We start from the raw sequence: 24094 nt of genomic DNA on the forward strand, positions 1-24094 counted from the left end.
ATCTTATTGTTTGTAATTGTAATCTTTGCTCGACAAAACATTACCGTCGTTGTCCTTGACAAACTTCAGGCGGTTGAAAGAATCATAAGTGTAAAAGATGCACTTACCGCGCGCATCGGTTATGCTCTTGACACCAACCAAAGGATCATACGTATAGGTTGTAACTAGGCTGTCGGGAAAAATGCTTCTGAGATTGTTAAGGGCCACTCTGAGATTTTCTTCGGTCTCTTTAGTATATTCAATATCAGATAGCGCTTGAAGATCGATAATGATTGATGATAGAATATCTCTGTTGTATACTAGATTCTCAATCTTCGCAATTAATTTGGTCTTGTTGTAGCCCCAGATAAGTACTGTCTTTGGCCCTGACTTTTGGGAGATTTCAAAAGGCTTGGAAACGAGAAGATCATATCGGTGGAATTCAAAATCTAGTTGCAAAGGATTATCACCAAAAGCAATATGTGAGGTCGATGGAAGTATCCTATCGAAAGCAGCGTGACGTGTAAAGAGTTTACGAGACCTATATTTTAAAGTAGTATTTTTATGCTGATCAACTTGTAAGGGCACTGATATATAGTTGTGCGATGCATTCTTCATTGCTAGTAATGAGGTTAGCTCAGCAAAAGTCAGTATACCGCCTGGAAGGCTGTTTGTACTGACAACATCCTTGGGATAATAAAAAGTGGTCTTCTGTATATCTACGCCACCATTGTCAGTCAAGGCTTTGGTCTTCACCATTCCATAATCGGTGTAGGTATAATTTTCAACTATCTGGTATTCATTGCTTCCGTCAAATGAGGTTACAGTCTTTTGGCTCGGAAGATAATTACTCGCCTTGATGTACTTGAATGCTGTAAGTAAATGCACTACATTGTTCTCTACAGAATACGATTGTACAGGCCTGTTTATTGGTTGCGAAAACTGATAATTGCCATTTGTATAATCCGCATACGTAAAGTGTGTCTTTTGTACCCATCCACCAGCTTCCGAAAAAATATTTTCCTCCAAAAGCTTACCGCGCCTATAGGAATTATCGGTGAAGATGTTTGCTCCTATGCCACTGTTCAATATTAGAAAATTAGCCATGCTACAGTTATAAGTGTTTGAAACGGTAGTAGTTTGAGTCACATAACCTTCGTTGGTCCTCTGGATTAAATTTCTATTATCGGGCTCCTCGTTGGAGGTGAATTTAAATTCCTTGTAGCCGTTTCCAACTTCCTTTTCAGTAATTCTGGAATAGCCAATATAGGCACCTATGGAAATATCTGCATTGAGGTTGCTCTTGTCAAATAGTTTCCAATCGACAACATTTGTACTTGTCCCAAGTGGTGTGAATGAAAAAGGATCAGAGGTGCTCGTGACATCAAAAAATTTTTTTGTGGGATGTCCGAAGAAAGGTATTGAAGACAATTTTCCCGAACTTATGCCATTTCCCTTATTGTAACCGTATTCAACTGTCTGCACCCCTCCATAACCATCTCTAAGCAACTGCTTTGCAATCCTGACTCCTCCTCCGGTTATAGTTTTTCCAAATACCTCAAAAGTATTGGGTTCGTATACGAACTCCAATTCGCCACCCGTCGGATACTGTATTTTGGTGAGTGTCCATGCCTTGGAATTATTATTAGCTGTACGGTCAAAATAACCGTTTATGGTGCTGTAGGAAGTACCAGCAACAGGAAAGGGAAGCAGCGAATATTCGTATTTGTTAGGGTAATAATACAGCTTGGGATTGGGTTTTAGAATGTCTATTTGAGCAGTATTAAGCACGTCTGGAGAACCATTAAAATACCCCAGAAAATCTACAGAAAATGAATTTATTGGTGGCAGTTTTACAGACTCGTCATACGTAAATTTATAGGCAGGTTTGCCTCTTTCTTGAAAACCTGTCAGTTTAAGCCTCTTGTAGCGATAATCACTGTAGTCTGCATAGCCATTTTCATTGAATTCGCCAACACCGTAATCGGATTGGAAATAATCATAGCTCAATTGGAACGAATTGACAACGTCAGAATTTTTATTCTTAAGTTCCACCCCTGTCAGGAAATCTCCAGCATAGATGTCGAGCCTGGCACCTCCGCTATCGGGAACCGACGCGCTGTCCCCATTGTAGTAGAACTTTATTTCACCTTCGTCAAAACTTATGGACTTTAGCCTTTTCAATTGTACATCTATACGCCTTGTCCTGTTAGTACTTCTGGGATAATATTCTTCCTTAAAATAGTAATCATTGCAAGAAAGATTTCCATTTTGCGTTGGATATGCCGTATAATTAAAGGTGTCCTGTGTACCGTTCATTAAAAGCCTCATCTGATCCTCCGTTAATGGAATTCCATCTGCCATCTCATACGGGTTGGAGGAGGTGGTGTCGTATTCAAATGTTATGGACTTGCCGGTGCTGGTGTCAATTATTTGCGAAATATGCCAAGCCGATACCTGCGCCGGAGCAAAATAATTCTTGGTCGACGTGTAATCAAAGGTAGCGCTTAGATCGTAATCATTGAATATGTACTTTATACCATCATTGGTTAGGACTGTAATCGAAAAAAAATCCTGAGTTGGAAAGTCATAGTAGTCTTGTGTGGGATATGCGTTATTTGTTATTGGATATATGGAGGCATAGTGGGTATCAAAAGTCTGCTTCCCTCTTACAGCATTGATCAGTGTCCCCTTAGGGGTGATCTCTACCGGTGTGGTAGGGTCAGTGAAAAAAAAGGATATTGAGGAAGTGTGGGTATAGAAATTATAGGTGTCCGGTAGAAGGTCTACATTCTTATTGCTGCCCGACATAGGAATACCTCGCCTTTTTGCTAAAAAATAGCCAACATTTTCCGAACCTTCCAGCCATGCCGAGAGCTCTTTACTATGTTCTGAGGGAGAATAAGAATAATAGTAGGGATCAGAGGTGCTGATAGCATTATCATATTTATTGTTACCCAAATTATTGAAATCATTATTCTGGTTTACGGTTCGGGTAATTACGGTCCTAGATAAATTCCAACCTAAGCCTACATTAGAAGCAAGCTGGTCTACCTTAATCCCGCCTGTATCATAATTCAAGCTTATGGGATAGGAAATATTTCCCGTATTGATAGTATAGATGGGGATGTTCACATTCGCCTTCCCTGTATAATGATTCAACGGATTAATCTTGTATTTCTCAAAACTGTATACATCTGGAGGAGAAACGGTGTAACTTTTTATGTGACTCGTTGCATCAAACGGGATATCTTGAGCTACACCTTTTAGTGATATAACAACCAAGATAAATGAATAAAAACAAAGTCCAAATATTTTATTGCTCATGAGCGTAGATTTTAGTTTTCCAAAAATATTTAAAATATATTTAATAAATAAGCTTTTTTCTACAAAAAAAGATTTAATAAATTCTTTATGTTTAGCTCCAGTCCAAAAAAAAGACCGTCTGTAAGGACGGTCTTTCAATAAATATTGAAAATGATATTAGTTTACTGTAATATCATCGATTTGCATTGTTGTAGTAAGTGCAGATCCAGCACCATTTCCAGTATATTCAAAAATGAAGAATCCATTTCCTGTTACTGTTGCAGGGATGTTATATACACCACTGTTAGTAAAGTTTACTGCATATCCGGTAGTGGTTCCGCTAGCAATTGTGAATTGGCTAGTGATGTCAACCAATGTTGCATTGCTGATATCAGTTCCAGGAGTATAGTTTGTAGTATACCATACTTTCAATACTGCACCGTTGTTGAATCCATCTTTGGTTTTGAATGAAAGTGTATTGGCCGCCGTCATGTCTACAGGTACATAGAAGAATGTTTTGTTTACTTCATTTGAAGCATTTGAACTCATCTGGATGTATTTGTTACCTGTATTAGGAGGGAATTGTTTAACCTCCCAATATCTAGCTCCAATGTAAGAATCATTCAAATATTTAGGGAAAATTCTGTTGTTTAAAGCATAACTTTCGAAGTTTTCAGTAAAGCTTCCTAAGTATGCAATTTCAGTTCCACCTAATTGTGTGTTGATGTAGAATCTTTCCTCAGTCAATTTGATATCCGATTCTGTTCTAGGAGTAAATTGGTAAGTAGATCCAAAACGAGTTAATATACCTCTGATTGTACCACTGTTACCTGGTACTAAATTAACTGCATATTTAGAGAAACTTGTAGATCTTACGATGATTGTTTTTCCTGTAGCATCGGTAATAGTATGGTTTGTTCCAGAAGTTCCGTTTGTTGGAATGTGGTAAGGTTTTCCTACAGCACTAGTAAGGAATTGTACTCCAGTAAATTCTACTAATTTATTCAAATGTAGGTTAGAAGCTATTGCTTCAGTAATTGTTAATCCAGTTACTAAATCATCGTCATTTTTCAAATCATCACAAGTTCTTGGAATAGTTGGAAATACTAATGGTCTTGCGATTCTGAAAACAGAGTTCCCGTCTAATTCTCCAATTAATAAACCACCATCTTTGATTTGAACGTAGCGGTCTTTCAAATTGATAAACACTTTTCTTCCTGATTGGTATTCAGCTGAATAGTTTTCAATATCAATTAAAGCAGTAAGAGCGATAGCTTTATCTTCTGATTGTAGGTGCATCGTTTTAAAGAAATTTCCACCTTTATCAGCTGATACTACAATTGCAGTTATGATATCATTATCTGGATACTTAACCGGCAATCCAGCGGCCGCATTCGCGATATCAAAAATTTCTTGGATTGTCTTAGTTGGAGTAATACTAGCAGCTTCTACACAGTTAAATTTGTCCAAATTAGGTGTTCCATAATCGTCGTCGTTAACACAACTAGTAAGGATGCCAGCTGATAACGCTACATATAAGATTGATTTTAAAAAATTCGTTTTCATATTTATATTATTTAAATAATTTTTTTAATTAAAAGTTGAAATATACATTTAAGAAATAAGTTCTTCCATAACCATAGAAATATTTAGGTCCAAAAGAACGTGCAGGTCCTTGCATGTCTTGTTTGATTTCTTTGAAGTTCGCGTTTCTTGCTTGTTCAAATCCACCTGTAACGTAATCTACATCGAATACGTTGTTGATAGACGCAAAGAAACCAACAGTGTTTCTGTTTTTTGCGCTCACCCTCCAAGATTTACCTCCTGTTAAGTTCACCAATCGGATTGGATCAAATTTTTCCTGTTTCAATAACTTTCTTCCTTCTTCTTCAGTAGCACCATAGAATGGTAATCCTTGTGGGTCATCTACATTTTTATAGAAGTTACTGGTTCTTAATAACGGAGAAACATCAATATAAGTATCATCCAAGTAATTTGCATTTAAGCCAACCCACCAGAATCTAGGATCTCTATATTCAAGACCAACAGAATATGCTTTTTGAGGAGTACCCGCTTGCTTGTAATCTTTCATAGTTGATTGACCATAATCAATTACTCTTTGTGCGTTATCAACACTTAGTTTTACATTAGGATTGTTATCAAATGTATATTGACCATAAGCGGCAGTACCTGTTGCTTTAATAGTTGAAGTTATTTGATACTCCAAACCAAATTCCGCACCCATGTTCTTTCTGTTGATACCTGTAACAATTTCAGCAACAAAAGCATTTCCGGAACCACCAAGTAATTCTCCGCTTTCATCGAGTACACCCACACCTTCAGAATAGAAGAAACCGATATCTGTTGCATTTTGGATTTTAGAATAGAAACCTGTCAATCTTGCTTTTAATTTTGGCATTCTGATGATGTAACTTGCATCAAAAGATTGTACCGTTTCGCTTTTAATATCCGCTACGATGTTGTTGTTCAAACGCGCATTCGGGAACGTGTTACGCATCGTAGGAGCGCTGTTCATATAAAGAGCGTTGAAATCTAGGAAATGACGTCCTGTAATTTTATAAGTCAAACCTCCTTTGAAACCGAAGTTTTCAAATTTTGCTTTGTCGCTTTTTCCAAGGGAATTAGTTGGGTAGATACCATTTTGGTACAAACCTTCTCTTTGGTAAACCGATTTAGAGAAGTTTTGCGCTAAATAGAAGTCAAACTTATCGTAAGAGAATTTGAATTGTGTAAATGCTTGGAAAACATCTGCATGCAAAATATAGTTATAACCGTAACGATCACCTTCAACAACGGTTCTATTTGGAGTCAAAAGGTTAGGTTGCGATTGATCTCCTGAAAAGAATTGATCGACATCTTTATAATACTGTCCTCCTAATAAATCCAATACATTTTGGAAGTTTTCAGATCTAAGCTTTCTATATGTAGCACCAGCATTCAAGATGATGTTATCCGATAATTGAGTGTTTAAGATGCTGTTTGCTGTAAATAGTTTGTCATCTGTTCTGTCTTCATACAAAATGGTTGTAGATTCACCACCATTATTTACGTTAGCGTCGTAGATAGCATTCCAGTTTATTTGTTTGTTATTTAAAAACGTTGTTCTGGAAAGATCGGCGTTTAATAAATTTTGTGGTGAATTCCCTATATAATCACCAAAATCATCATGCTTTGTGGTGTAATAACTTGGTAGTTTTCTGTAATAAGTTGGGTCTGGATTGCTAGCTCCATTAAAATCAAAACGACTATTACCTATCGAACCAAATTGGTATGAAGCATTAGTGTTTAAATTTGTTTTCTCGTTGATTTTCCAGTAATGGCTCAAGATAAAGATTGGTTCTTCAACATCTTTGTCTCTTGAATTTCTCTTTTTACCATCTTGCCAACCCCAGTAAGAGTTGTATTTGATACCAGCCAAGTCGTTAATCTCTTTTGTATTAGGAGAATTTTTTCCTCTGCTGTTTTGAGCATAAATTGCAGTAAAGTTTAAACTATGGCTATCGTTTATTTTCTTTTCAACACTTGCAAAGAAAGAATTCGCACTGTAGTCTGTTCCTTCAAAATATCCTTCAACAGCCCATCTTCTTGACGCAGAAATTACATAAGCCCATCCGTTTTTGTCCATGCCAGAAGCATGAGTAGCCATTGCTCTCCAGTTGTAGTTTGTATTCGTTCCAGAGAATGAAATTCTTGTTCCAGGTCTGTAAATTGAAGCCCTAGTGTTGATTTCTTGTGTTCCTAAAGGACCTCCGAAAGTATAATCAGAAGGAGCAGAACCGTTTGTAAATTCTTGATTTCTAGTAGCATCATTCAATCCTCCCCAGTTACCCCATTGTGGACGTCCATCATAAATCTTATCCATTGGAACACCATTAATCATGGTTCTTCCATACTCATTGTCCAAACCTCTGATTCTAAAACGAGCTTGTCCCCAGTTGAAGGCAGCTGCTTGGTTGAATACATCTCTTGTGGCTTGTAATAGTCCAGCTGTACTCTCAGAACCACTATTGTCATCACCTAAATCACTTTCGGTAATGGTAATTAAGCTTAATTGTTGCTCAGAAGTGATGTCTTCTTCCAAAACAATAATACCCAAATCCAAAGTTGCACCTGGGCTAACTTCGATTGCTAAAATTTGTCGCGAATAACCACTACTGGTTATTTCCAACAACTGATTTCCAACAGCTACATTTTCAAAAACAAAAATACCTTCTGAATTTGTCATCTTCGTAGATGTCGAGTTTTGAATTGTTGCGACTACATTTTCCAAAGGTTTTTGCGTCTTAGAATCAACAACTTTCCCAGTGATACCGGTAGGTTTGTCCTGTGCCCATACAAAAACCACTTGCATCACAAACAGAATACTAATTACAAGTTTTTTCATAAATAAATTTAATATTAATCCGTTTTGTTAAAATAATTATTTCTTAACGGCGTCAAAGTTACATTATTAATTAATATTATTTACTTTTGCTCCCAAGTTTGTGTTAAACTTGACGATAAATTAATATGCTAGATATGAGAATTAAGAATTTACTGACTGTTTTTGTTGCACTATTGTCAATAATTACAGCCAATGCACAGGAAAAAAAATATAAAGTGCATACTATTGCATTTTATAATGTTGAAAATCTTTTTGACACCATCAAAGGGCCAAATTTCGATCAAGAATATCTTCCAAGTAGCGGCTGGACTTCTGCCAAGTATAAGAAAAAGTTAAATAATTTAGGTAAAGTTATTCCAGGAATTGGAACAAACGATCAACAAAAAGAATCTCCAACTATTATTGGAGTATGTGAGGTTGAAAACAGAGGAGTTCTTGAAGATTTGGTAAAAAGCCCTCTGTTAGCCAGTAAAGATTATGGAATTGTTCATTTCGATTCACCAGATGCAAGGGGAATCGATGTAGGTTTCCTTTATCAAAAGAAATTCTTCAAACCAACAAGTTATAAGAATATTCCACTTTACATCTATAAGGACCAGTTGAAAGAGGTTAAAAATGATAAATACGATGAAGCGGACGATGTAAAAAAGCCAGAAGTTGATCCAACCAGTAAAAGAGTTTACACTCGTGATCAATTATTGGTGACAGGAATCCTTGAAGGAGAGGAAATCCATGTTATTGTAAACCACTGGCCATCTCGTTCAGGAGGAGAAAAAAGAAGTAGTCCTTATAGAGAAGCTGCTGGAAAGCTAAATAGAAAAATAATGGACTCTTTGTTTAAAATCAATCCAGATGCAAAAATCATCACGATGGGAGATTTGAATGACGGAAGCTACAATAAAAGTGTAAAAGAAGGAATCGGAGCAAAATTGAAAAAATCTGAAGTTCAAAAATTCGGAATTTATAACCCTTTTGAGCAAATGGCAAAAGATGGTCACGCAACTTTATTCTATAGGGATTCAGGTGATATTTTCGATCAAATCATGGTTTCTGAGCCTTTAATCAGAGATGATTATTCCTCATTGCGTTATTGGAAAGCAGGAATTTATAACAAGCAATTTTTGATTACACCAAGCGGACAATATAAAGGATATCCTTTAAGAAACAGCTCTAGTGAACCAGGATTCAGCGATCACTTTCCAGTTTACATTTATCTGATTAAAGAAATAAAATAGGAAGAAACTCAAATGAACTTTACCGCAAATTCGCAAATTAAAAATGATTTGCGAATTTGCGGTTTTTTTTGTCATTCTGAGTATGCTGTTTTTTGCTTAAATTAGCTTTAAAATAAAACCTATGCCACTTTCAAAACCCTTCAACCTCAATAAATGGATCGATGAAAACCGTCATCTCCTAAAACCACCCGTTGGAAACAAAAATATATATGTAGATTCACAAGATTATATCGTAATGGTGGTTGCAGGGCCAAATGCCCGAAAAGACTATCATTACAACGAAACCGAGGAATTGTTTTACCAACTCGAAGGCAACATAAAGGTCATCGTTCAGGAGAATGGAGAACGGAAAGAAATGGAACTGACAGCCGGCGATATGTATCTGCACCCTGCCAAAACGCCACATTCTCCTGTTCGTTCAGAAAATTCAATCGGATTGGTAATCGAAAGAAAGCGTGCAGGTTTAGGCTTTACAGATGGATTGCTTTGGTTTTGCGACAACTGTAACCACAAGCTTCATGAAGTTTATTTTGAGTTGAAAGATATTGAGAAGGATTTCCTTCCTCATTTCCAGCATTTCTATAATTCTGAGCATCTTAGAACCTGCGACAAATGCGGAACCGTGATGGAAACCGATTCGAGATATTTACTTAAAAAGTAAGTGTTTCAAAGTTTATAAGAAACCGCAAATTCGCAAATTAAAAAAAAATAATAATCTGCGAATTTGCGGTTGTTTTTTTTGTCCAACATCATCTACAATATATTAAAAGAAAAAGGAAGTTTTTTATATCAATTAACAAAAACATATTGTCAAAAATGTATTTTTAATTGGCAGGATTGCATCAAAAATCCTAACTTCGCAAAAAAATAATACAATCTACAGTAAAAACGTTATAAATGGCAACAATAGCAGAACAGTTCGGCATGACCGAAGCCTTGAAAGAATTAGGGATTAAAGACATTAACGAAGGAACTTCAACAGGAAACAGCTGGTTTTCTAACGGAGAACTTTTGGAAAGTTTTTCACCAGTTGATGGGAAATTAATTGGAAAAGTAAAAACTTCTACTCCAGCAGATTACGAAAAAGCGATGCAAAGCGCAACCGAAGCCTTCAAAACATTCCGTTTGATGCCAGCTCCGCAAAGAGGAGAAATCGTGCGTCAATTTGGAGAAAAATTGCGTCAAAAGAAAGAAGCTCTTGGGAAATTGGTTTCGTATGAGATGGGAAAATCTTTGCAAGAAGGTTTAGGAGAAGTGCAGGAAATGATCGACATCTGTGATTTTGCAGTTGGACTTTCACGTCAGTTGCACGGTTTGACGATGCATTCTGAGCGTCCAGGACACAGGATGTACGAACAATACCACCCGCTTGGAGTGGTTGGAATCATTTCAGCTTTTAACTTTCCGGTAGCGGTTTGGTCTTGGAATACGGCTCTAGCATGGATTGCAGGTGATGTTTGCATCTGGAAGCCATCTGAAAAAACACCGCTTTGCGGAGTGGCGTGTCAGAACATCATTGCAGAGGTTTTGAAAGAAAACAATCTTCCAGAAGGAATTTCTTGCTTGATCAACGGAGATTACAAAATTGGAGAATTGATGACGGCTGATAAAAGAGTGCCATTGGTTTCTGCGACAGGTTCTACCAGAATGGGTAAAATCGTGGCGCAAGCCGTTGCAGGACGTTTGGGTAAATCATTATTGGAATTGGGTGGAAACAACGCTATCATCGTTACGCCAGACGCAGATATTAAAATGACGGTTATTGGAGCTGTTTTTGGAGCGGTAGGAACTGCAGGACAAAGATGTACTTCAACGCGTCGTTTGATTATCCACGACAGTATTTATGATAAAGTGAAAGATGCAATCGTTTCGGCTTACAAACAATTGAGAATCGGAAATCCTTTGGACCAAAACAATCATGTTGGACCACTAATCGACACACACGCTGTTGAAATGTACAATAAAGCTTTGGACAAAGTAGTTGCAGAAGGTGGTAAGATTTTAGTTGAAGGCGGTGTTCTTTCAGGAGAAGGTTACGAAAGCGGATGCTACGTAAAACCTGCAATTGCAGAAGCTGATAATTCATTCGAAATTGTACAACACGAAACTTTTGCTCCAGTTTTATACCTATTGAAATATTCTGGTGGTGTAGAAAATGCTTTGGATCTACAAAACGGAGTAGCACAAGGACTTTCATCTGCTATTATGACCAACAATTTGCGTGAAGCAGAATATTTCCTTTCAGTTCAAGGTTCAGATTGTGGAATTGCTAACGTAAATATCGGAACTTCTGGTGCTGAAATTGGTGGTGCTTTTGGTGGAGAAAAAGAAACCGGAGGAGGTAGAGAGTCAGGTTCTGATGCTTGGAAAATCTACATGAGAAGACAAACCAATACAATCAACTACACGACAAGTTTGCCATTGGCACAAGGAATCAAGTTTGATTTGTAGTATAAAAAAACCTGCAAGGCTTTAAATCTTGCAGGTTTTATATTTTAAAGAATCCTAAAATAGGACTCCAAAAAAAGACAATTAGAATTAATTTTCTAATTGTCTTTTTTTGTTTTTATATACTTTATATACTCCTAGTGATGTTCCTAAAGCTAACAATAGTAAAATGCCTGAATCTATTGGAGCACATGGACTTTCGCCAGCGTTGCACGCATTTATGCAAGCAGTGTAATCTGCTTCTTCACTTGGAGTGGGGCCCTCTTCTGGATTTGCTAATAATTCATCACAACAAGGGCAAGCATTTGGCGGACCTCCCGGTTGAGCAAAACCAACATTAAGGCCAAATAAACACACAAACAGTACAATATATTTCTTCATCTCTGATTTAATAGGGCGTAAAAGTAAAAAAAAAAATTATCAGTCAAAACTTTTTTGAAATTATTATTGAATTGATAACAAACACAATAGGCTATCAAACATTAATTAACAATTAGCTAATAACTCAGTAATAAATAGTAAATACGGTAAAAATGGGGGTATAGTTTCCGCTTATCGGGTGTAAAAGTAATAGATAATGTACTGAAAAACCAAATGTTTTCTTAAAATTCTTACAACAAAATTTAGAAAAATGCCCTGAGCTGTATGTTACCGGTATGAATGGCCTTGCTGGTTTCGCTTTTTCTTCCTTGATAGTTGATGTTAATGTCCAAATATTGCGTCAAATTTTTTTGAACCAACAAACGCCAAGTCAAGTTTTCCCCCGCCTGGAGTCCTTCCAGCATTTGATAGGCAACCGGCGATAATTCATTTCCATTGAATTTATTCTGATACAAGGAAACTTCGCCATTCATTGTAAATTGTTTTTCACTCGCATACGTAAACGACGTTCCAAAACGTTGCTGTTTTAAGGTTTCAGAGTCGCCAATTCTGTTTTCTTTATTCTGATATTCATAGAAGAGGTCCCAACTTGTGCTTTTAGAAAACAAATAGGAAACTTTTGGTGCGAACTGATAGCCTTCCAGTTCAAAGTTCTTGGAACCATAATTCTCTGATGAAAGTTTCGTTTCAATAGTTTTTCCGGCCAAACCAAACAGCCAGCTTTTTTGAAGCAAATGTGCATATTGCATCTGGTGCGACTTGTTCGTGTTTTCCTGAGAACCAACCGACAATAAATTCCGAACACGATTGGTCAAGTAAGTATAGGTAATGGAATGTTTCTGCTTTCCGCGGTTGTAAAACAAACTGTTTCGGAAGCTTGAATTCAATCCCAATAAGTGAGTGTCGTTCGAACTAAAAGGATTAAAATCAAAATCACTTCCGTTGCGCTCTATCTTTCTTTCCGTTAAATAGGAAGTTTGATTGTAGAAATACGACAGGAATTTTTTAAAGCCCTTTTCATTTTGCCAATGTGTAGGATTTAAAGTCACCGATTGCGAAAACTTATTCTGATGCGTCCTCAAGAAAACTTGATTCGGCAAATAAATCCTGATGTATTTTGCCTGATCGGGAAACGGTGCAATTTCAAACTCTTCCAACTCCTGAATGCCATTGCTGTTGTAGTCGTTCCACATATAAACTCCCTGGCCGGGTTCTACTTCCAGATACGAAAATTCCTGTTGAGCAATTCGTCCCGAAGTAGTTTCATAGGCAGTTGTTATCTGTATCAATTGATTAAAAAAACGATCGTTGTAAAGCAATCTTGAGTTCAACGAAGGCTCATCTTCTCTAGTCTTGTCTTCGTATTTCAATGTCCTATAGTTGACATAAACCGATAAATCGCTCTTATCGTTCTGAATTAATTTTGACTTCAAATAATAGGAATTAGAAGTATTTACGCGTTTCAGGAAGCCGTCCTGCAAACTGTCATTCGTGCGGTTCAAATAACCCAATTCAACATATACTTTCGTAGAATCGCCTCTTCCGATAAAAGCGCCATACTCGGTAAATTTTTGGCTTAAAGCCGAAAAAGTATTAGTCGCTTTGGTCTTTTCCTGATTGTTTTCCAGTCGCAACGTTCCGCCAATCCAGTTTTTCTGGAAATGATAACGAGTCTGTGTCTGGTTGCGCAAGAATTTAGAAGTTGCCAACGTTCCATCGCTTTGCAAATAGCTTCCGTTGTTTTGAAAGCTCCAGTTTTTCAACTTAAAATTAGCATTGAACACGTGACGGCTCCCCGAAAAACTGTCGGAGAAGTCGAGCTTTTCAAACTGATAGGTCATTTGCCCATTCTCCGGAAGGATAAAAGAAGCCCCCGAAATCAGCAGGCTTTGGTTGCCTGTTGGGTTGTTCAAATTCCAATCACGGTCGAATTCAATCGTAAACAAACGCTCGATGGTTTTGAATTCCTTCTGTACAAATTGATAATTTGCGAAAGCATCGACTTTCCATTTCTTTGAAAACAGCTGTTGCTTTACGTTGATTTTTCCGGCAACGCCCTGATTATCTTCATCGTCAATCGAAGAAAACAGATTGAGATCGTTATTGCTCAATCCAAATTCAAAATCGACATTGGTCTTTTCCGAAGGATTGTATTTCCCCAAAACCGTAGCAATCTGGATTTTCGTTGGCGGAACCAGTCGGCTAATCGGTTCATAATCGCCTTGCGGAACGCCATTATCGGGAGCGATATATTGGTAAACACGCCCCGCTCCCGTAACGGTTTGCAGTTGATAATTCCCCATCTTTGCCCCCACGAGCGAAAACCTTACGTTGTATAATTCTTCCTCCGGATTGGTCGAAGCTTCAAAAATTTCCACACCATTAAGGAAGGTTTTACGGTAGAGTATCTTATTTTCTGAATACGAATCGACATAGGCCGAAGGAGCCGTCATCAAATTGGGATTGTCGCCGGCGTTGACTAAAATCTGAGCCTGTTCGGGCGATAAATTTTGCTGAAGCGGTTGATTTTTTACATCATTTTCGGAGTATAAAAAACCACCGATGCTCCAATCCTTGCGTTCGTGTACCGCCCCGGCGTAGGTCACAAATCGGGTATAATTTCTATCAGAAAATTGATATTCGATGTTGATTCGCATCTCCGACGTAATCGGAAAAAGCGAGGTAAAGATGATTTCGCCGGCATTATAATCAATGATGTAATCGTTGTTTTCGCCACGTTTCAACAAAATTCCATTCACATAAACCCGCTCGGAACCTGAAATAACAAGGATAAACAATTCTCCGTTTGGACCTCGAAGTTTGTACGGACCCTGATTGCCTTCCTGACCTACAAACGTACTTTTGGCATATTGCCCACGAACCAGCGCGGCCGAGGCGAACACATTGGTCTTGGCTTCCTTGTTTCCGAAGGTGAAATTCGCCGAAAGGCCTTGTACTTTTTTATTGAAATTTAAAAATTTAGACTGTCGGTTCTCCAAAAACAAATCACCGGCACGGATGCTCCATTTGTCGCTGAAAAGCTCAATGAAAATTTGGTCGAATTCGTCGAGCTTTTGCGAATAACCACCTTCCTGCAACGGAATATTAGTGTCTTGGATAGAAGCCCGAAGACTTACCTTATCGGAAATTTTCCCGGTAATCTGCAAATCCAAAGCTGAGTTCACTACTGCATTCTGGTTGTTCCCGACGGTAACGCCGCGCGTGATGCTCCCTGAGGTCGTCAATCCGTCAAAAGGCACAAAGCGCTTGGCAGGGTCGCGCGAAACCTTGAATAAATTGCCCGAAGCATTGTTGCTCACCACACGGCTTTTGTCGTAGATGCTGTATTCCTTGGTGAGGTAGTCGGGTAGTTTCAGGAAGCGCACTATTAAGGTGTCGGAGGGGGTATAATTTTCGTTGAACACCAAAGTTCCCTTCTGGAAATTAATTTTATAAAAAGAAGTGTCAACGGCAATCCCGGCCTGGTCGATTAGCTTGAAAAAACTGGGGTTGATGCTCACGCTATCGAGTTTTATGGTGTCGCGCGAGGGCAAAATCTTCCTCATCTTGTAGGGCGAATTGATTTCCTGAGCGTTCATGCCCGAAAGGAAACCGATTGCAAGACAAAAAAGAAGTTTTTTAAGCATAATGGATATAACGCCAATACATCAAAAGTAGTACGTTTTTGGCTAGAAAAAGCTTTTTTAAGTTTTAACCAAAACCAAATTACAATCTTTTGGACCAATTTTTAGGGGAACGTGAAGTGTGGAATATCCCAATAATGAAGATTTCGTTTTTCTTAATTAAATAGTGAATGCCATATGGGAAACGTGAAATAAACCTGATTTTTACATGTTTATATCTTTTTTGAAAAGCTGAAGGGCTTCGTGAAATTTCAGCTATTCCTGCTTCTAGGCACAATTCGAAATCATACGAAAGACCTTCTCTTTGTTCTTCATACCAAATCACAATATCTTCAATGTCAAGAAGCGCATCTTTTGTGAATTGAATATTGTTCATCGAACAGATTTCAAGTGATTTTTCACTTCTTCCCAGGTGTATAATTCGGACTTGCCTTCTTCTAATTTTTGAATTCGATAATCAAGTTCTTTTTTAACTTCATCTGAAATATCAAGATCTTTTTTTGAAACACTATCCCATAATTGTTCTGCCAGAACAATTTTTTCTGCATTACTGTATTTGGATAAATCTTTGATTTTCATCGTTATTTTTTTATAAAAGTAATAATTTATGAATAGATTTCAATGTACAAACATCCATTTCTCAGTTCATATTGCTTAAATTGAAAAATAAATGTTTGTATATTATCGTAAGTTATACTTCCTTGGTAACAATTTGCATTGTCTCACGGCTCACTTGCTTCAACAGCACATTTTTGTTTTGTTCCACCATCTGCGAAGCCTTTTCGTCAAAATGACGAATGGTGTAGAGCGAAACATTGTCGTTATAGGACACCTTGAATTTCTTCGAAAGGATATTTTTCAATTCGTTGAAATTGCCAAACTTGTCCTCGATACAAACAGAGAAGCTGATGGCCGAATTCTGAATCAAGCTCACTTTCATCTTGTATTGGTGCAGGAGGGCAAAAATTTCGCTGATGTTTTCTTCCATTATAAACGAGAAATCGATGGACGAAAGCGAGATCAAAAGTTGCTCTCTTTTTACGATAAAACAAGGTAGATGTGGCTCTAGATCGGCACCCTTGCTCACGCTTGTTCCCGGCAAAACCGGATTGATGAACGATTTTACATAAAGTGGAATTTCCTTTCTTTGCAAGGGTTGCAAGGTTTTCGGGTGGATCACCGTCGCGCCATAAAACGCCAACTCGATTGCCTCACGATAGGAAATCTGGTTCAAAAGCGTTGCATTTTCAAAATAACGCGGGTCGGCATTCATCACGCCCGGAACGTCCTTCCAGATCGTTACGCTTTCGGCATTCAAGCAATAGGCGAAGATGGCGGCAGTATAATCCGACCCTTCACGGCCTAAAGTGGTGGTGAAATTGTTTTCATCAGAACCTAAGAATCCCTGCGTCACGTTCAGTATTTTTCGCTTTACGTTTTTGGAGATGTTTTGCTGGGTCAAATCCCAATCTACTCCGGCATCACGGTAGTTGCTGTCGGTTTTGATGAAGTCGCGTACATCAATCCAGTTGGTTTTGATGTCTTTGTAATTCATGTAATGACTCAAAATTGTAGTAGAAATAAGCTCTCCGAAACTCACAATCTGGTCGTAAACAAAATTGTAATTCGGCGATTTATTATGGTTAAGAAAATATTCCAATTCGGCAAAAAGCGTCGTCACGTTCTTAAACACAAGGTGCTTCTCGTCTTCAAAAAGGTCCATCATGATCTCGTTGTGGTACTTCTTGACTTCCTGAACAGAGGCCTGCAATTCCTTCGACTTTTCGAAATAATTCTTGATTACCACTTCGAGTGCATTGGTGGTTTTTCCCATTGCAGAAACCACAAGCAACACATCCTCATAACCCACTTTTTGAAGAACGTCATAAACGTTTCTTACTCCGGCCGCATCTTTTACAGAGGCACCTCCAAATTTGAATACTCTCATTCTGATATTAAAAGATTAAAAAAATAAATTATTATTTAGAATTTCTATCCAAGAATTCTTCAATTCCCTTGTCGTCCATTTGGGCGATACGCCAATCATCAAACACTTTTGCTCCTGATTTTTCGTAGAAATCGATTGCTGGTGTGTTCCAATCTAGGACGTTCCATTCAATTCTTCGAACGTTTTCTTTCTTTCCTTGTTGTATGATTTTAGAATAAAGAGCAAATCCAACGCCGCTGCCACGCATCTTTTCGTTTACGATCAAATCTTCCAGGTGGATGGTCTTTCCTTTCCATGTTGAATAGCGGTAATAATAAAGGGCGATGCCTACAATTTCGTCATTCACTTCGGCAACAAAAGTGTGGAATAAGGGATTTTCAGAAAACCCATCGATTTCCAAATCTTCGACGGTAATGACAACTGCATCAGGCTCTTTCTCGAAAACGGCCAGTTCTTTTATCAGATTTAAAACCGAAGGCATATCCTCCTTTTGACCTTTTCGGATGTTCATTGGGAAATAATTTGAGCAAATATACAATTAAGGGAAACTATCCGATAAAAATGGTTCCATTTTCACAAAAAAAACGATATTTGTACCACATAACTACAACGGTTTCGCAATGGAAGAACGCAACAAAACACTCGGTGAGTTTATCATCGAAAAACAAAAAGACCATCAGTACTCGTCGGGAGAATTATCAAAAATCATCAATTCCATCCGATTGGCGGCAAAAGTCGTTAATTATAAGGTAAACAAAGCCGGATTAGTGGATATAATTGGTGCCGCTGGAGAACAGAACATTCAAGGCGAAGACCAACAGAAACTGGACGTTTATGCGAATGAGGTTTTTATTCAGACGCTTATCAATAGAGAAATTGTCTGCGGAATTGCTTCCGAAGAAAACGACGATTTTATTACCGTTGAAGGTTTGGACAGCGGACATAATAATAAATATGTTGTCTTGATGGATCCGCTTGACGGTTCTTCAAACATCGATGTGAACGTTTCTGTCGGGACTATTTTTTCAGTTTTTAGAAGAATTACACCTATCGGAACTCCGGTAACTTTGGAGGATTTTCTACAGCCGGGAACAGCTCAAGTTGCTGCGGGATATGTAATTTACGGAACATCAACAATGTTGGTATACACAACCGGACACGGCGTGAACGGATTTACGTTGAACCCAGCGATTGGAACGTTCTATCTGTCACATCCAAATATGAAATTCAAGGAAGACGGAAACATCTATTCCATCAACGAAGGAAATTATATTCATTTTCCGCAAGGCGTAAAAGATTACATCAAATATTGCCAGACCGAAGAAGGCGACCGACCTTATACGTCACGCTACATCGGAAGTTTGGTGTCGGACATTCATAGAAATATGATTAAAGGCGGAATTTATATTTATCCAACAAGTTCGAAAGCACAAAAAGGAAAATTGCGTTTGCTATACGAATGTAACCCAATGGCTTTTATTGCCGAACAAGCAGGAGGAAAAGCTTCAGACGGTTTCGGACGAATTATGGAAATTCAACCAACAGAATTGCACCAACGTGTGCCTTTTTTCTGTGGAAGCTTGAACATGGTAGAAAAGGCAGAAGATTTTATGATGAAGGCAAAGCTGAGCAAATACTAGAATTTCATCAAATAAAAAACCATTAAGGTAGTAAGTTTATTAAGTCACGCTTAATTTTCTTGCTACCTTAATGGTTTTTATAACTCAGTTACTTTTTAGCTTAGCAACTCAGCAACTTTTATTTATTCATGTGTTGCATCTCGAAAAGGAACGTATCCAAATCAACATTCAATACCAATAAAGATAACGCTTTATCTACAATATAATGAACGTTTCCTGGCGTAAAACCTAATGCCAATGCAAAACGCGTCAAGATCTCTTTTTGTTTTGGTCCTAGAACGTGGTCTGCATAAACCATTCTCGATAAATCATACAAACGCTCGATTCTGTGCGTATGCAAGTAAGGAGGGTTGATTGGATATTTCAAAGGATTCTCCATGATTTCAGCATATTCTTCAGTAGAAATCTCCAATTCTTTGGCCAATTTGTCCAAGAAATGTCTCTCTTCCTCGCTCAAGTGTCCGTTTTCCATCGCCACTCTCACGATAGAAGAAAAATGACCTTTATTTCTGTTTTTAAATCCGCTATCAAATAATTCTGCAAATGACATAATTGATGTTTTAAATATCCTGCAAATATAAATCTATTTCAAAATTTATTGACAAAAATTCAAAAGTTTTATGCGTCAAATGCAAATCCTTGCGTTATATATTTTCAAATGCATTATTAATAAAATAAATTGTAAGTTTGACTTCCCCAAAAGAACTTTAAAATACCATCAGTATGTCAGAATTTATGATATATCTCGAAATAGGCCTGCGACATGTTCTAGACATCAATGCCTATGACCATATCCTTTTTCTAGTAGCGCTAACCGTTCCGTATGCCTTCAAGGATTGGAAAAAAGTATTGATTCTCGTTTCGGTTTTCACACTCGGACACACCTTGGCCTTGTTCCTTTCCGTTTTCGAAATCGTAACCATAAAAGCAAGCTTGGTGGAATTTCTTATTCCTATAACCATCCTTTGCACCGCCGTTTACAACCTTTTCACTTCCGGAAAGTCAGCCAAAAAAGACAGCATCAGCGTGACGGGATTCATCACCTTATTCTTCGGAATCATCCACGGATTGGGCTTTTCCAACTATTTCAAGTCCATTCTTCCAGGTTCAAGGGGCGATAAGATGCTTCCTTTATTGGAATTTGCCCTAGGAATCGAAATCGCACAAATCATCGTTGTCCTAATCGTGCTGGTACTTTCCTTCATCGTGCAGAACTTATTCCGAAACTCAAAACGCGACTGGATTCTCATCGTTTCGTCCATCATCATTGGCGTCATCATCCCGATGTTAATAGAAAGCGAAATTTGGAATTAATAGTTTCCGAAGCGAAACCTTTCCGTACTTTTGTAATCCATTTTCCTGCTGTCCGTTCCAATCTTTTTGTTCTGAACACCAGAACAAAAAGGATTTCCACTACCATCAGGGCTAAAAGGGAAACCATTTGAATATTTGTAAACGAAATGAACGAGAACAAACGCAATAAATACGACAAAGCCTACCTTCGAATCGCAAAAGAATGGAGCCTTTTGTCCTACTGCCAACGAAAAAAAGTCGGAGCCATCATCGTAAAAGACCGAATGATAATTTCCGATGGCTATAACGGAACGCCAACAGGTTTTGACAACTGTTGCGAAGACGAAAACAACCTCACGCATTGGCACGTACTTCACGCAGAAGCAAATGCGATATTAAAGGTAGCGCGTTCGACGCAATCCTGTGAAGGAGCGAGCTTGTACATCACGCTTTCGCCTTGTAAGGAATGCAGTAAGCTTATCCATCAATCAGGAATAAAAAGAGTAGTCTATCAAAATGGCTATAAGGACGATTCTGGAATTCAATTTTTAATCAAAGCAGGGGTAGACGTAGTCCACATCCCCGATTCAGAAATCTAAATGAAAAGCAACAAAAAATATTTCCCCATACTATTTTTTGCAACCTTAGCAGTTGGTGTTGTCTTGGGTACGATGCTTAATTTTCCTGCTCCAGGGAATTTTTCCTCGGCCAACAACCATAAAAACAAGCTCAACAAACTCATCGATTTTATTGACAATGAATACGTCGATAGTGTCGATACTGATTCTATCGTAAACCTCACCGTCAATAACATTCTTGAAAAGCTCGACCCACATTCGGTGTATATTGCCCAAGAAGAAATGGAAGAGGTTTCCCAAAGTATGAGAGGTGATTTCGTTGGCATCGGGATTCATTTTTACATGGTTGGAGATACGATTGCCGTCATCAAACCTATTGAAAATGGACCTTCGGCAAAAGCCGGAATCCAAGCAGGCGACAGGATTTTATTTGCTGGGAAGGATAAATTATTCGGAAAGAAAATTCCTCAGGACACATTATTTTCAAAGCTAAAAGGGAATGCTGGTTCAGAAGTGCAATTGACCGTTTACCGGAAAATGCTGAATAAGAAATTCAATGTTACTGTAAAACGCGATGTAGTTCCGATTAAAAGCGTAGATGTGGCGTTGATGTTGGATAAGACGACAGGGTACATCAAAATCAATCGCTTTGCCGAAACTACTTATGCAGAATTCAAGAAAGGTTTGCTTACGCTGAAAAAACAAGGAGCAAAAACATTGGTCATCGATGTTCGTGACAACGGCGGAGGCTATCTTGAAAAAGCAGTAGAAATTGCCGACGATTTCTTGAAAAAAGACCAATTGATTGTTTTCACCAAAAACAAAAAAGGAAGAATCGACAAGACTTTTGCTTCCGAAAAAGGAATTTTTGAAACTGGAAATGTTTTTGTTTTGATCAACGAAAATTCCGCTTCAGCGAGTGAAATCTTAGCAGGAGCTTTGCAGGATAACGACCGAGCTACGATTGTTGGAAGACGTTCCTTTGGGAAAGGATTGGTACAACGCGAAATGGATTTTGGAGATGGTTCGGCGGTTCGCTTGACGGTGGCACGTTATTATACACCAACCGGCCGTTCGATTCAAAAATCATACGGAAAAGGAAATGAGGATTATTTCAAGGAATTCGGACATCGTTTTGAAACTGGAGAATTGTATTCAAAAGACAGTATAAAACTAGCCGATACCTTAAAATTCAAAACGCCAAAAGGCAAGATTGTCTATGGCGGTGGTGGAATCGTTCCGGATGTTTTTGTGCCTTTTGAAGTAAAACACGGTGAAGAAAGCATTGCCTATGTGATGCAATCGCCAATGGTTGGAAATTTTGTTTTCGAACAATTGGATAAAGACAGGAAATCATTTAAAGACTTGACTTTTGAGCAACTGCTTGCTAAAGTAGAAAAAACGGATTTGTATTTCAATAATTTCAGAGCCTATCTCAAAAGAAATGAAATCGATTTAAACCTGGAAAAAAACAAGGAATTAGTAAAAAGATACATCACGGCTGAATTCGCCGGACAGCTTTTTGGAGAACAGAAGTATTTCGAAATTATCCTGAAAGAAGATGTGATGATTAAAGCGGTTTTGAAGAAATAGGTTTGTTTTTTTGCCACGAATTACACCAATTAGCGCAAATTTATTCGTGTTAATTGGTGTAATTCGTGGCAAAAAATAAAGTTTATTTTTCTTATCAATTACAAAAATCTGAAATCTATTTATTACAGTGCTATTTTTTGATACTATCGTGAGCTTGAGAATGTGTTCCATTATTCCACAAAGTGAGAATATCGGTGGCAACCGAAGCTCCACTTCCCGAAGCAATGGAAAGCTGACTTCTCCAACCTGCTAAAGTTCCTGCAACGTAAATACCTTCGGCAACTTTGTGGTCGGTATTTTTTAATTGGATACGATTTTTCTCTGGAATTGCTTTCCTATGCGGTTCCACATATTGCATCAAGCCTTCGATGGCAAAGGTGTTCGAAGCGTTTATCGCAACCACAATATTCTGAGTACGGTAGGAATTTTTATTGGTCGTAACCAAAAAATCAGGAAATTCTCCTTCAATCTTGAGGACTTTTTCGTTCGGAATTTGCTCGATATGAGGATATGCTTCTGATAAATGTTCGATGCTTTCGGTCAATAATTCAGAACCTAATTTACCTGCCGGAATTCCGTAGGCATTGTTGAATAAGGCTTCTTGAAGATTGGAACTTTTTTGATGGGTGAAGATTCCGATTTTTTTATCGCTTGCAAAAGGTTTTTTATAGGCTGAACCCAAAACCAAAGCACACGAAATTCCCGAAACGCCACCACCAATAATTAAAACATCAAACATTTTTAATTGTTTTTTGTTTTCTCTTCAATCATTTTCGACATTCTGAAGATAAGTAGAATGAAAACAGCACAAAATGAAGCTGCAATTCCTATCAATCCAACCAAACTATCTCCTGTGAATAAGCTATCAAAGTCAAGTAGTGTGATGTTGAAAATAATTAGAGCCAAGGCCAAAACTATTAATATGGAAGTGAAAATTTTCATTTATAAAATTTTATAGGAAGTGAAATTAATATTTTTTAATCTAAATGAACAGTGCTTTAACATTAGATGCAAATAATTTAACAGCGATTGCTAAAAGTACCACACCGAAGGTTTTTCGGATAACACCTAAGCCATTCTTGCCCAGCATTTTCTCGATTTTGGAAGAAGATTTCAATACTGCATAGACCAAAACGATGTTCAATAGAATTCCAACGATGATGTTTACGGTTTGGAATTGAGCTCTCAAGGATAACAAGGTTGTCATCGTTCCAGCTCCGGCAATCAAAGGAAAGGCAATCGGAACAATTGAAGCTGAACTGGCTTCTTCGTCTTTATAGATTCTGATGCCGAGAATCATTTCCAACGCCAGAAAAAACAACACAAATGAACCTGCTACAGCAAATGAGTTTACGTCAATACCAATAAGTTTCAGGATTTCTTCTCCAACAAAAAGAAAAACAATCATGATGATTCCTGCTACAAGCGAAGCTTTTTCGGATTCAATATGACCGTGTTTTGATCTTAAATCAATGATAATTGGAATACTTCCGATGATATCGATTACTGCGAATAATACCATTCCAACAGTAATCATTTCTTTGAAATCAAAGTTCATAAGAGAGGGGTTTTTTCAGACCGCAAAAGTATTTTATTTTGCAAAGAAGATTGCCAACTATTAGTTAATTTTTAAGCAAGTTTAAG

Annotated in this window: 20 protein-coding genes; 7 read left to right on the forward strand and 13 right to left on the reverse strand. The window is 37.9% G+C overall.

Annotated features, from left to right (window positions below; all coding sequences use genetic code 11):
* Positions 1 to 3: 3 nt before the first annotated feature.
* The 3 genes from ACI6PS_RS06850 to ACI6PS_RS06860 all read right to left on the reverse strand — a co-directional run bounded on the left by ACI6PS_RS06850 (position 4) and on the right by ACI6PS_RS06860 (position 7690).
* Entirely contained in the window at positions 4 to 3306 is a 3303-nt protein-coding gene (locus ACI6PS_RS06850) for a hypothetical protein (protein ID WP_421011807.1), read from the reverse strand.
* A 156-nt stretch (positions 3307 to 3462) separates the two neighbouring features.
* Positions 3463 to 4851: a DUF5689 domain-containing protein gene (locus ACI6PS_RS06855; RefSeq protein WP_421011808.1), complete on the reverse strand. Its 1389-nt coding sequence runs from the start codon at positions 4849 to 4851 to the stop codon at positions 3463 to 3465.
* Between the two features lie 28 nt (positions 4852 to 4879).
* Complete coding sequence (locus ACI6PS_RS06860; RefSeq protein ID WP_421011809.1) at positions 4880 to 7690, reverse strand: carboxypeptidase regulatory-like domain-containing protein; 2811 nt, start codon at positions 7688 to 7690, stop codon at positions 4880 to 4882.
* Between the two features lie 134 nt (positions 7691 to 7824).
* Here ACI6PS_RS06860 and ACI6PS_RS06865 point away from each other — a divergent pair, with 134 nt between their 5' ends.
* From ACI6PS_RS06865 to ACI6PS_RS06875, 3 genes are all read left to right on the forward strand, one after another.
* Positions 7825 to 8925 (forward strand): endonuclease/exonuclease/phosphatase family protein, encoded by a 1101-nt coding sequence (locus ACI6PS_RS06865; RefSeq protein WP_421011810.1) that lies wholly within the window; start codon positions 7825 to 7827, stop codon positions 8923 to 8925.
* 121 nt (positions 8926 to 9046) lie between these two features.
* Entirely contained in the window at positions 9047 to 9586 is a 540-nt protein-coding gene (locus ACI6PS_RS06870; RefSeq protein ID WP_421011811.1) for a 3-hydroxyanthranilate 3,4-dioxygenase, read from the forward strand.
* Between the two features lie 236 nt (positions 9587 to 9822).
* Entirely contained in the window at positions 9823 to 11376 is a 1554-nt protein-coding gene (locus tag ACI6PS_RS06875) for an aldehyde dehydrogenase family protein (RefSeq protein ID WP_421011812.1), read from the forward strand.
* Positions 11377 to 11463: 87 nt separating this feature from the next.
* On the opposite strand, the gene ACI6PS_RS06880 is transcribed toward ACI6PS_RS06875, so the two are convergent.
* The 6 genes from ACI6PS_RS06880 to ACI6PS_RS06905 all read right to left on the reverse strand — a co-directional run bounded on the left by ACI6PS_RS06880 (position 11464) and on the right by ACI6PS_RS06905 (position 17857).
* Complete coding sequence (locus tag ACI6PS_RS06880) at positions 11464 to 11754, reverse strand: PID-CTERM protein-sorting domain-containing protein (RefSeq protein ID WP_421011813.1); 291 nt, start codon at positions 11752 to 11754, stop codon at positions 11464 to 11466.
* 242 nt (positions 11755 to 11996) lie between these two features.
* Positions 11997 to 15401, reverse strand: a complete 3405-nt coding sequence (locus tag ACI6PS_RS06885) for a hypothetical protein (RefSeq protein WP_421011814.1) — start codon at positions 15399 to 15401, stop codon at positions 11997 to 11999.
* Positions 15402 to 15480: 79 nt separating this feature from the next.
* Positions 15481 to 15774 carry a type II toxin-antitoxin system RelE/ParE family toxin gene (locus ACI6PS_RS06890; RefSeq protein WP_421011815.1) on the reverse strand — a complete coding sequence of 98 codons (294 nt, stop codon included), beginning with the start codon at positions 15772 to 15774 and terminating at the stop codon, positions 15481 to 15483.
* On the reverse strand, positions 15771 to 15977 hold the full coding sequence (locus tag ACI6PS_RS06895) for an addiction module protein (RefSeq protein WP_421011816.1): 207 nt from the start codon (positions 15975 to 15977) through the stop codon (positions 15771 to 15773). The genes ACI6PS_RS06890 and ACI6PS_RS06895 overlap by 4 nt, the downstream gene beginning before the upstream one ends.
* Before the next feature lie 112 nt (positions 15978 to 16089).
* A complete protein-coding gene (locus ACI6PS_RS06900; RefSeq protein ID WP_421011817.1) occupies positions 16090 to 17346 on the reverse strand; it encodes an aspartate kinase in 1257 nt (418 codons plus the stop codon).
* A 31-nt stretch (positions 17347 to 17377) separates the two neighbouring features.
* Positions 17378 to 17857 carry a GNAT family N-acetyltransferase gene (locus tag ACI6PS_RS06905; protein ID WP_421011818.1) on the reverse strand — a complete coding sequence of 160 codons (480 nt, stop codon included), beginning with the start codon at positions 17855 to 17857 and terminating at the stop codon, positions 17378 to 17380.
* A 109-nt stretch (positions 17858 to 17966) separates the two neighbouring features.
* Here ACI6PS_RS06905 and fbp point away from each other — a divergent pair, with 109 nt between their 5' ends.
* Positions 17967 to 18986, forward strand: coding sequence for a class 1 fructose-bisphosphatase (gene fbp / locus ACI6PS_RS06910; protein ID WP_421011819.1), 1020 nt, complete (start codon positions 17967 to 17969; stop codon positions 18984 to 18986).
* Positions 18987 to 19104: 118 nt separating this feature from the next.
* On the opposite strand, the gene ACI6PS_RS06915 is transcribed toward fbp, so the two are convergent.
* On the reverse strand, positions 19105 to 19536 hold the full coding sequence (locus ACI6PS_RS06915) for a TerB family tellurite resistance protein (protein WP_421011820.1): 432 nt from the start codon (positions 19534 to 19536) through the stop codon (positions 19105 to 19107).
* A 173-nt stretch (positions 19537 to 19709) separates the two neighbouring features.
* Between ACI6PS_RS06915 and ACI6PS_RS06920 the strand changes: the two genes are divergently transcribed.
* The 3 genes from ACI6PS_RS06920 to ACI6PS_RS06930 all read left to right on the forward strand — a co-directional run bounded on the left by ACI6PS_RS06920 (position 19710) and on the right by ACI6PS_RS06930 (position 22450).
* A complete protein-coding gene (locus ACI6PS_RS06920; RefSeq protein ID WP_421011821.1) occupies positions 19710 to 20300 on the forward strand; it encodes a HupE/UreJ family protein in 591 nt (196 codons plus the stop codon).
* 146 nt (positions 20301 to 20446) lie between these two features.
* Positions 20447 to 20878: a deoxycytidylate deaminase gene (locus tag ACI6PS_RS06925; protein WP_421011822.1), complete on the forward strand. Its 432-nt coding sequence runs from the start codon at positions 20447 to 20449 to the stop codon at positions 20876 to 20878.
* Positions 20879 to 22450 (forward strand): S41 family peptidase, encoded by a 1572-nt coding sequence (locus ACI6PS_RS06930; RefSeq protein ID WP_421011823.1) that lies wholly within the window; start codon positions 20879 to 20881, stop codon positions 22448 to 22450. It begins immediately after the preceding gene.
* A 130-nt stretch (positions 22451 to 22580) separates the two neighbouring features.
* On the opposite strand, the gene ACI6PS_RS06935 is transcribed toward ACI6PS_RS06930, so the two are convergent.
* The 3 genes from ACI6PS_RS06935 to ACI6PS_RS06945 are packed head-to-tail and all read right to left on the reverse strand — an operon-like array spanning position 22581 to position 24008.
* Positions 22581 to 23189 (reverse strand): FAD-dependent oxidoreductase, encoded by a 609-nt coding sequence (locus tag ACI6PS_RS06935; protein ID WP_421011824.1) that lies wholly within the window; start codon positions 23187 to 23189, stop codon positions 22581 to 22583.
* Between the two features lie 2 nt (positions 23190 to 23191).
* Positions 23192 to 23392: a hypothetical protein gene (locus tag ACI6PS_RS06940; protein ID WP_421011825.1), complete on the reverse strand. Its 201-nt coding sequence runs from the start codon at positions 23390 to 23392 to the stop codon at positions 23192 to 23194.
* A 40-nt stretch (positions 23393 to 23432) separates the two neighbouring features.
* Entirely contained in the window at positions 23433 to 24008 is a 576-nt protein-coding gene (locus tag ACI6PS_RS06945) for a MarC family protein (RefSeq protein ID WP_421011826.1), read from the reverse strand.
* Positions 24009 to 24094 lie beyond the last annotated feature (86 nt).

It is taken from the genome of Flavobacterium sp. PLA-1-15 (assembly GCF_049060005.1).
Taxonomy (GTDB): domain Bacteria; phylum Bacteroidota; class Bacteroidia; order Flavobacteriales; family Flavobacteriaceae; genus Flavobacterium.

Bases quoted from the DNA above. Each gene is read 5' to 3' on its own strand.
- ACI6PS_RS06850 (WP_421011807.1), bottom strand. From the start codon at position 3,306: ATGAGCAATAAAATATTTGGACTTTGTTTTTATTCATTTATCTTGGTT.
- ACI6PS_RS06855 (WP_421011808.1), bottom strand. From the start codon at position 4,851: ATGAAAACGAATTTTTTAAAATCAATCTTATATGTAGCGTTATCAGCT.
- ACI6PS_RS06860 (WP_421011809.1), bottom strand. From the start codon at position 7,690: ATGAAAAAACTTGTAATTAGTATTCTGTTTGTGATGCAAGTGGTTTTT.
- ACI6PS_RS06865 (WP_421011810.1), top strand. From the start codon at position 7,825: ATGAGAATTAAGAATTTACTGACTGTTTTTGTTGCACTATTGTCAATA.
- ACI6PS_RS06870 (WP_421011811.1), top strand. From the start codon at position 9,047: ATGCCACTTTCAAAACCCTTCAACCTCAATAAATGGATCGATGAAAAC.
- ACI6PS_RS06875 (WP_421011812.1), top strand. From the start codon at position 9,823: ATGGCAACAATAGCAGAACAGTTCGGCATGACCGAAGCCTTGAAAGAA.
- ACI6PS_RS06880 (WP_421011813.1), bottom strand. From the start codon at position 11,754: ATGAAGAAATATATTGTACTGTTTGTGTGTTTATTTGGCCTTAATGTT.
- ACI6PS_RS06885 (WP_421011814.1), bottom strand. From the start codon at position 15,401: ATGCTTAAAAAACTTCTTTTTTGTCTTGCAATCGGTTTCCTTTCGGGC.
- ACI6PS_RS06890 (WP_421011815.1), bottom strand. From the start codon at position 15,774: ATGAACAATATTCAATTCACAAAAGATGCGCTTCTTGACATTGAAGAT.
- ACI6PS_RS06895 (WP_421011816.1), bottom strand. From the start codon at position 15,977: ATGAAAATCAAAGATTTATCCAAATACAGTAATGCAGAAAAAATTGTT.
- ACI6PS_RS06900 (WP_421011817.1), bottom strand. From the start codon at position 17,346: ATGAGAGTATTCAAATTTGGAGGTGCCTCTGTAAAAGATGCGGCCGGA.
- ACI6PS_RS06905 (WP_421011818.1), bottom strand. From the start codon at position 17,857: ATGAACATCCGAAAAGGTCAAAAGGAGGATATGCCTTCGGTTTTAAAT.
- fbp (WP_421011819.1), top strand. From the start codon at position 17,967: ATGGAAGAACGCAACAAAACACTCGGTGAGTTTATCATCGAAAAACAA.
- ACI6PS_RS06915 (WP_421011820.1), bottom strand. From the start codon at position 19,536: ATGTCATTTGCAGAATTATTTGATAGCGGATTTAAAAACAGAAATAAA.
- ACI6PS_RS06920 (WP_421011821.1), top strand. From the start codon at position 19,710: ATGTCAGAATTTATGATATATCTCGAAATAGGCCTGCGACATGTTCTA.
- ACI6PS_RS06925 (WP_421011822.1), top strand. From the start codon at position 20,447: ATGAACGAGAACAAACGCAATAAATACGACAAAGCCTACCTTCGAATC.
- ACI6PS_RS06930 (WP_421011823.1), top strand. From the start codon at position 20,879: ATGAAAAGCAACAAAAAATATTTCCCCATACTATTTTTTGCAACCTTA.
- ACI6PS_RS06935 (WP_421011824.1), bottom strand. From the start codon at position 23,189: ATGTTTGATGTTTTAATTATTGGTGGTGGCGTTTCGGGAATTTCGTGT.
- ACI6PS_RS06940 (WP_421011825.1), bottom strand. From the start codon at position 23,392: ATGAAAATTTTCACTTCCATATTAATAGTTTTGGCCTTGGCTCTAATT.
- ACI6PS_RS06945 (WP_421011826.1), bottom strand. From the start codon at position 24,008: ATGAACTTTGATTTCAAAGAAATGATTACTGTTGGAATGGTATTATTC.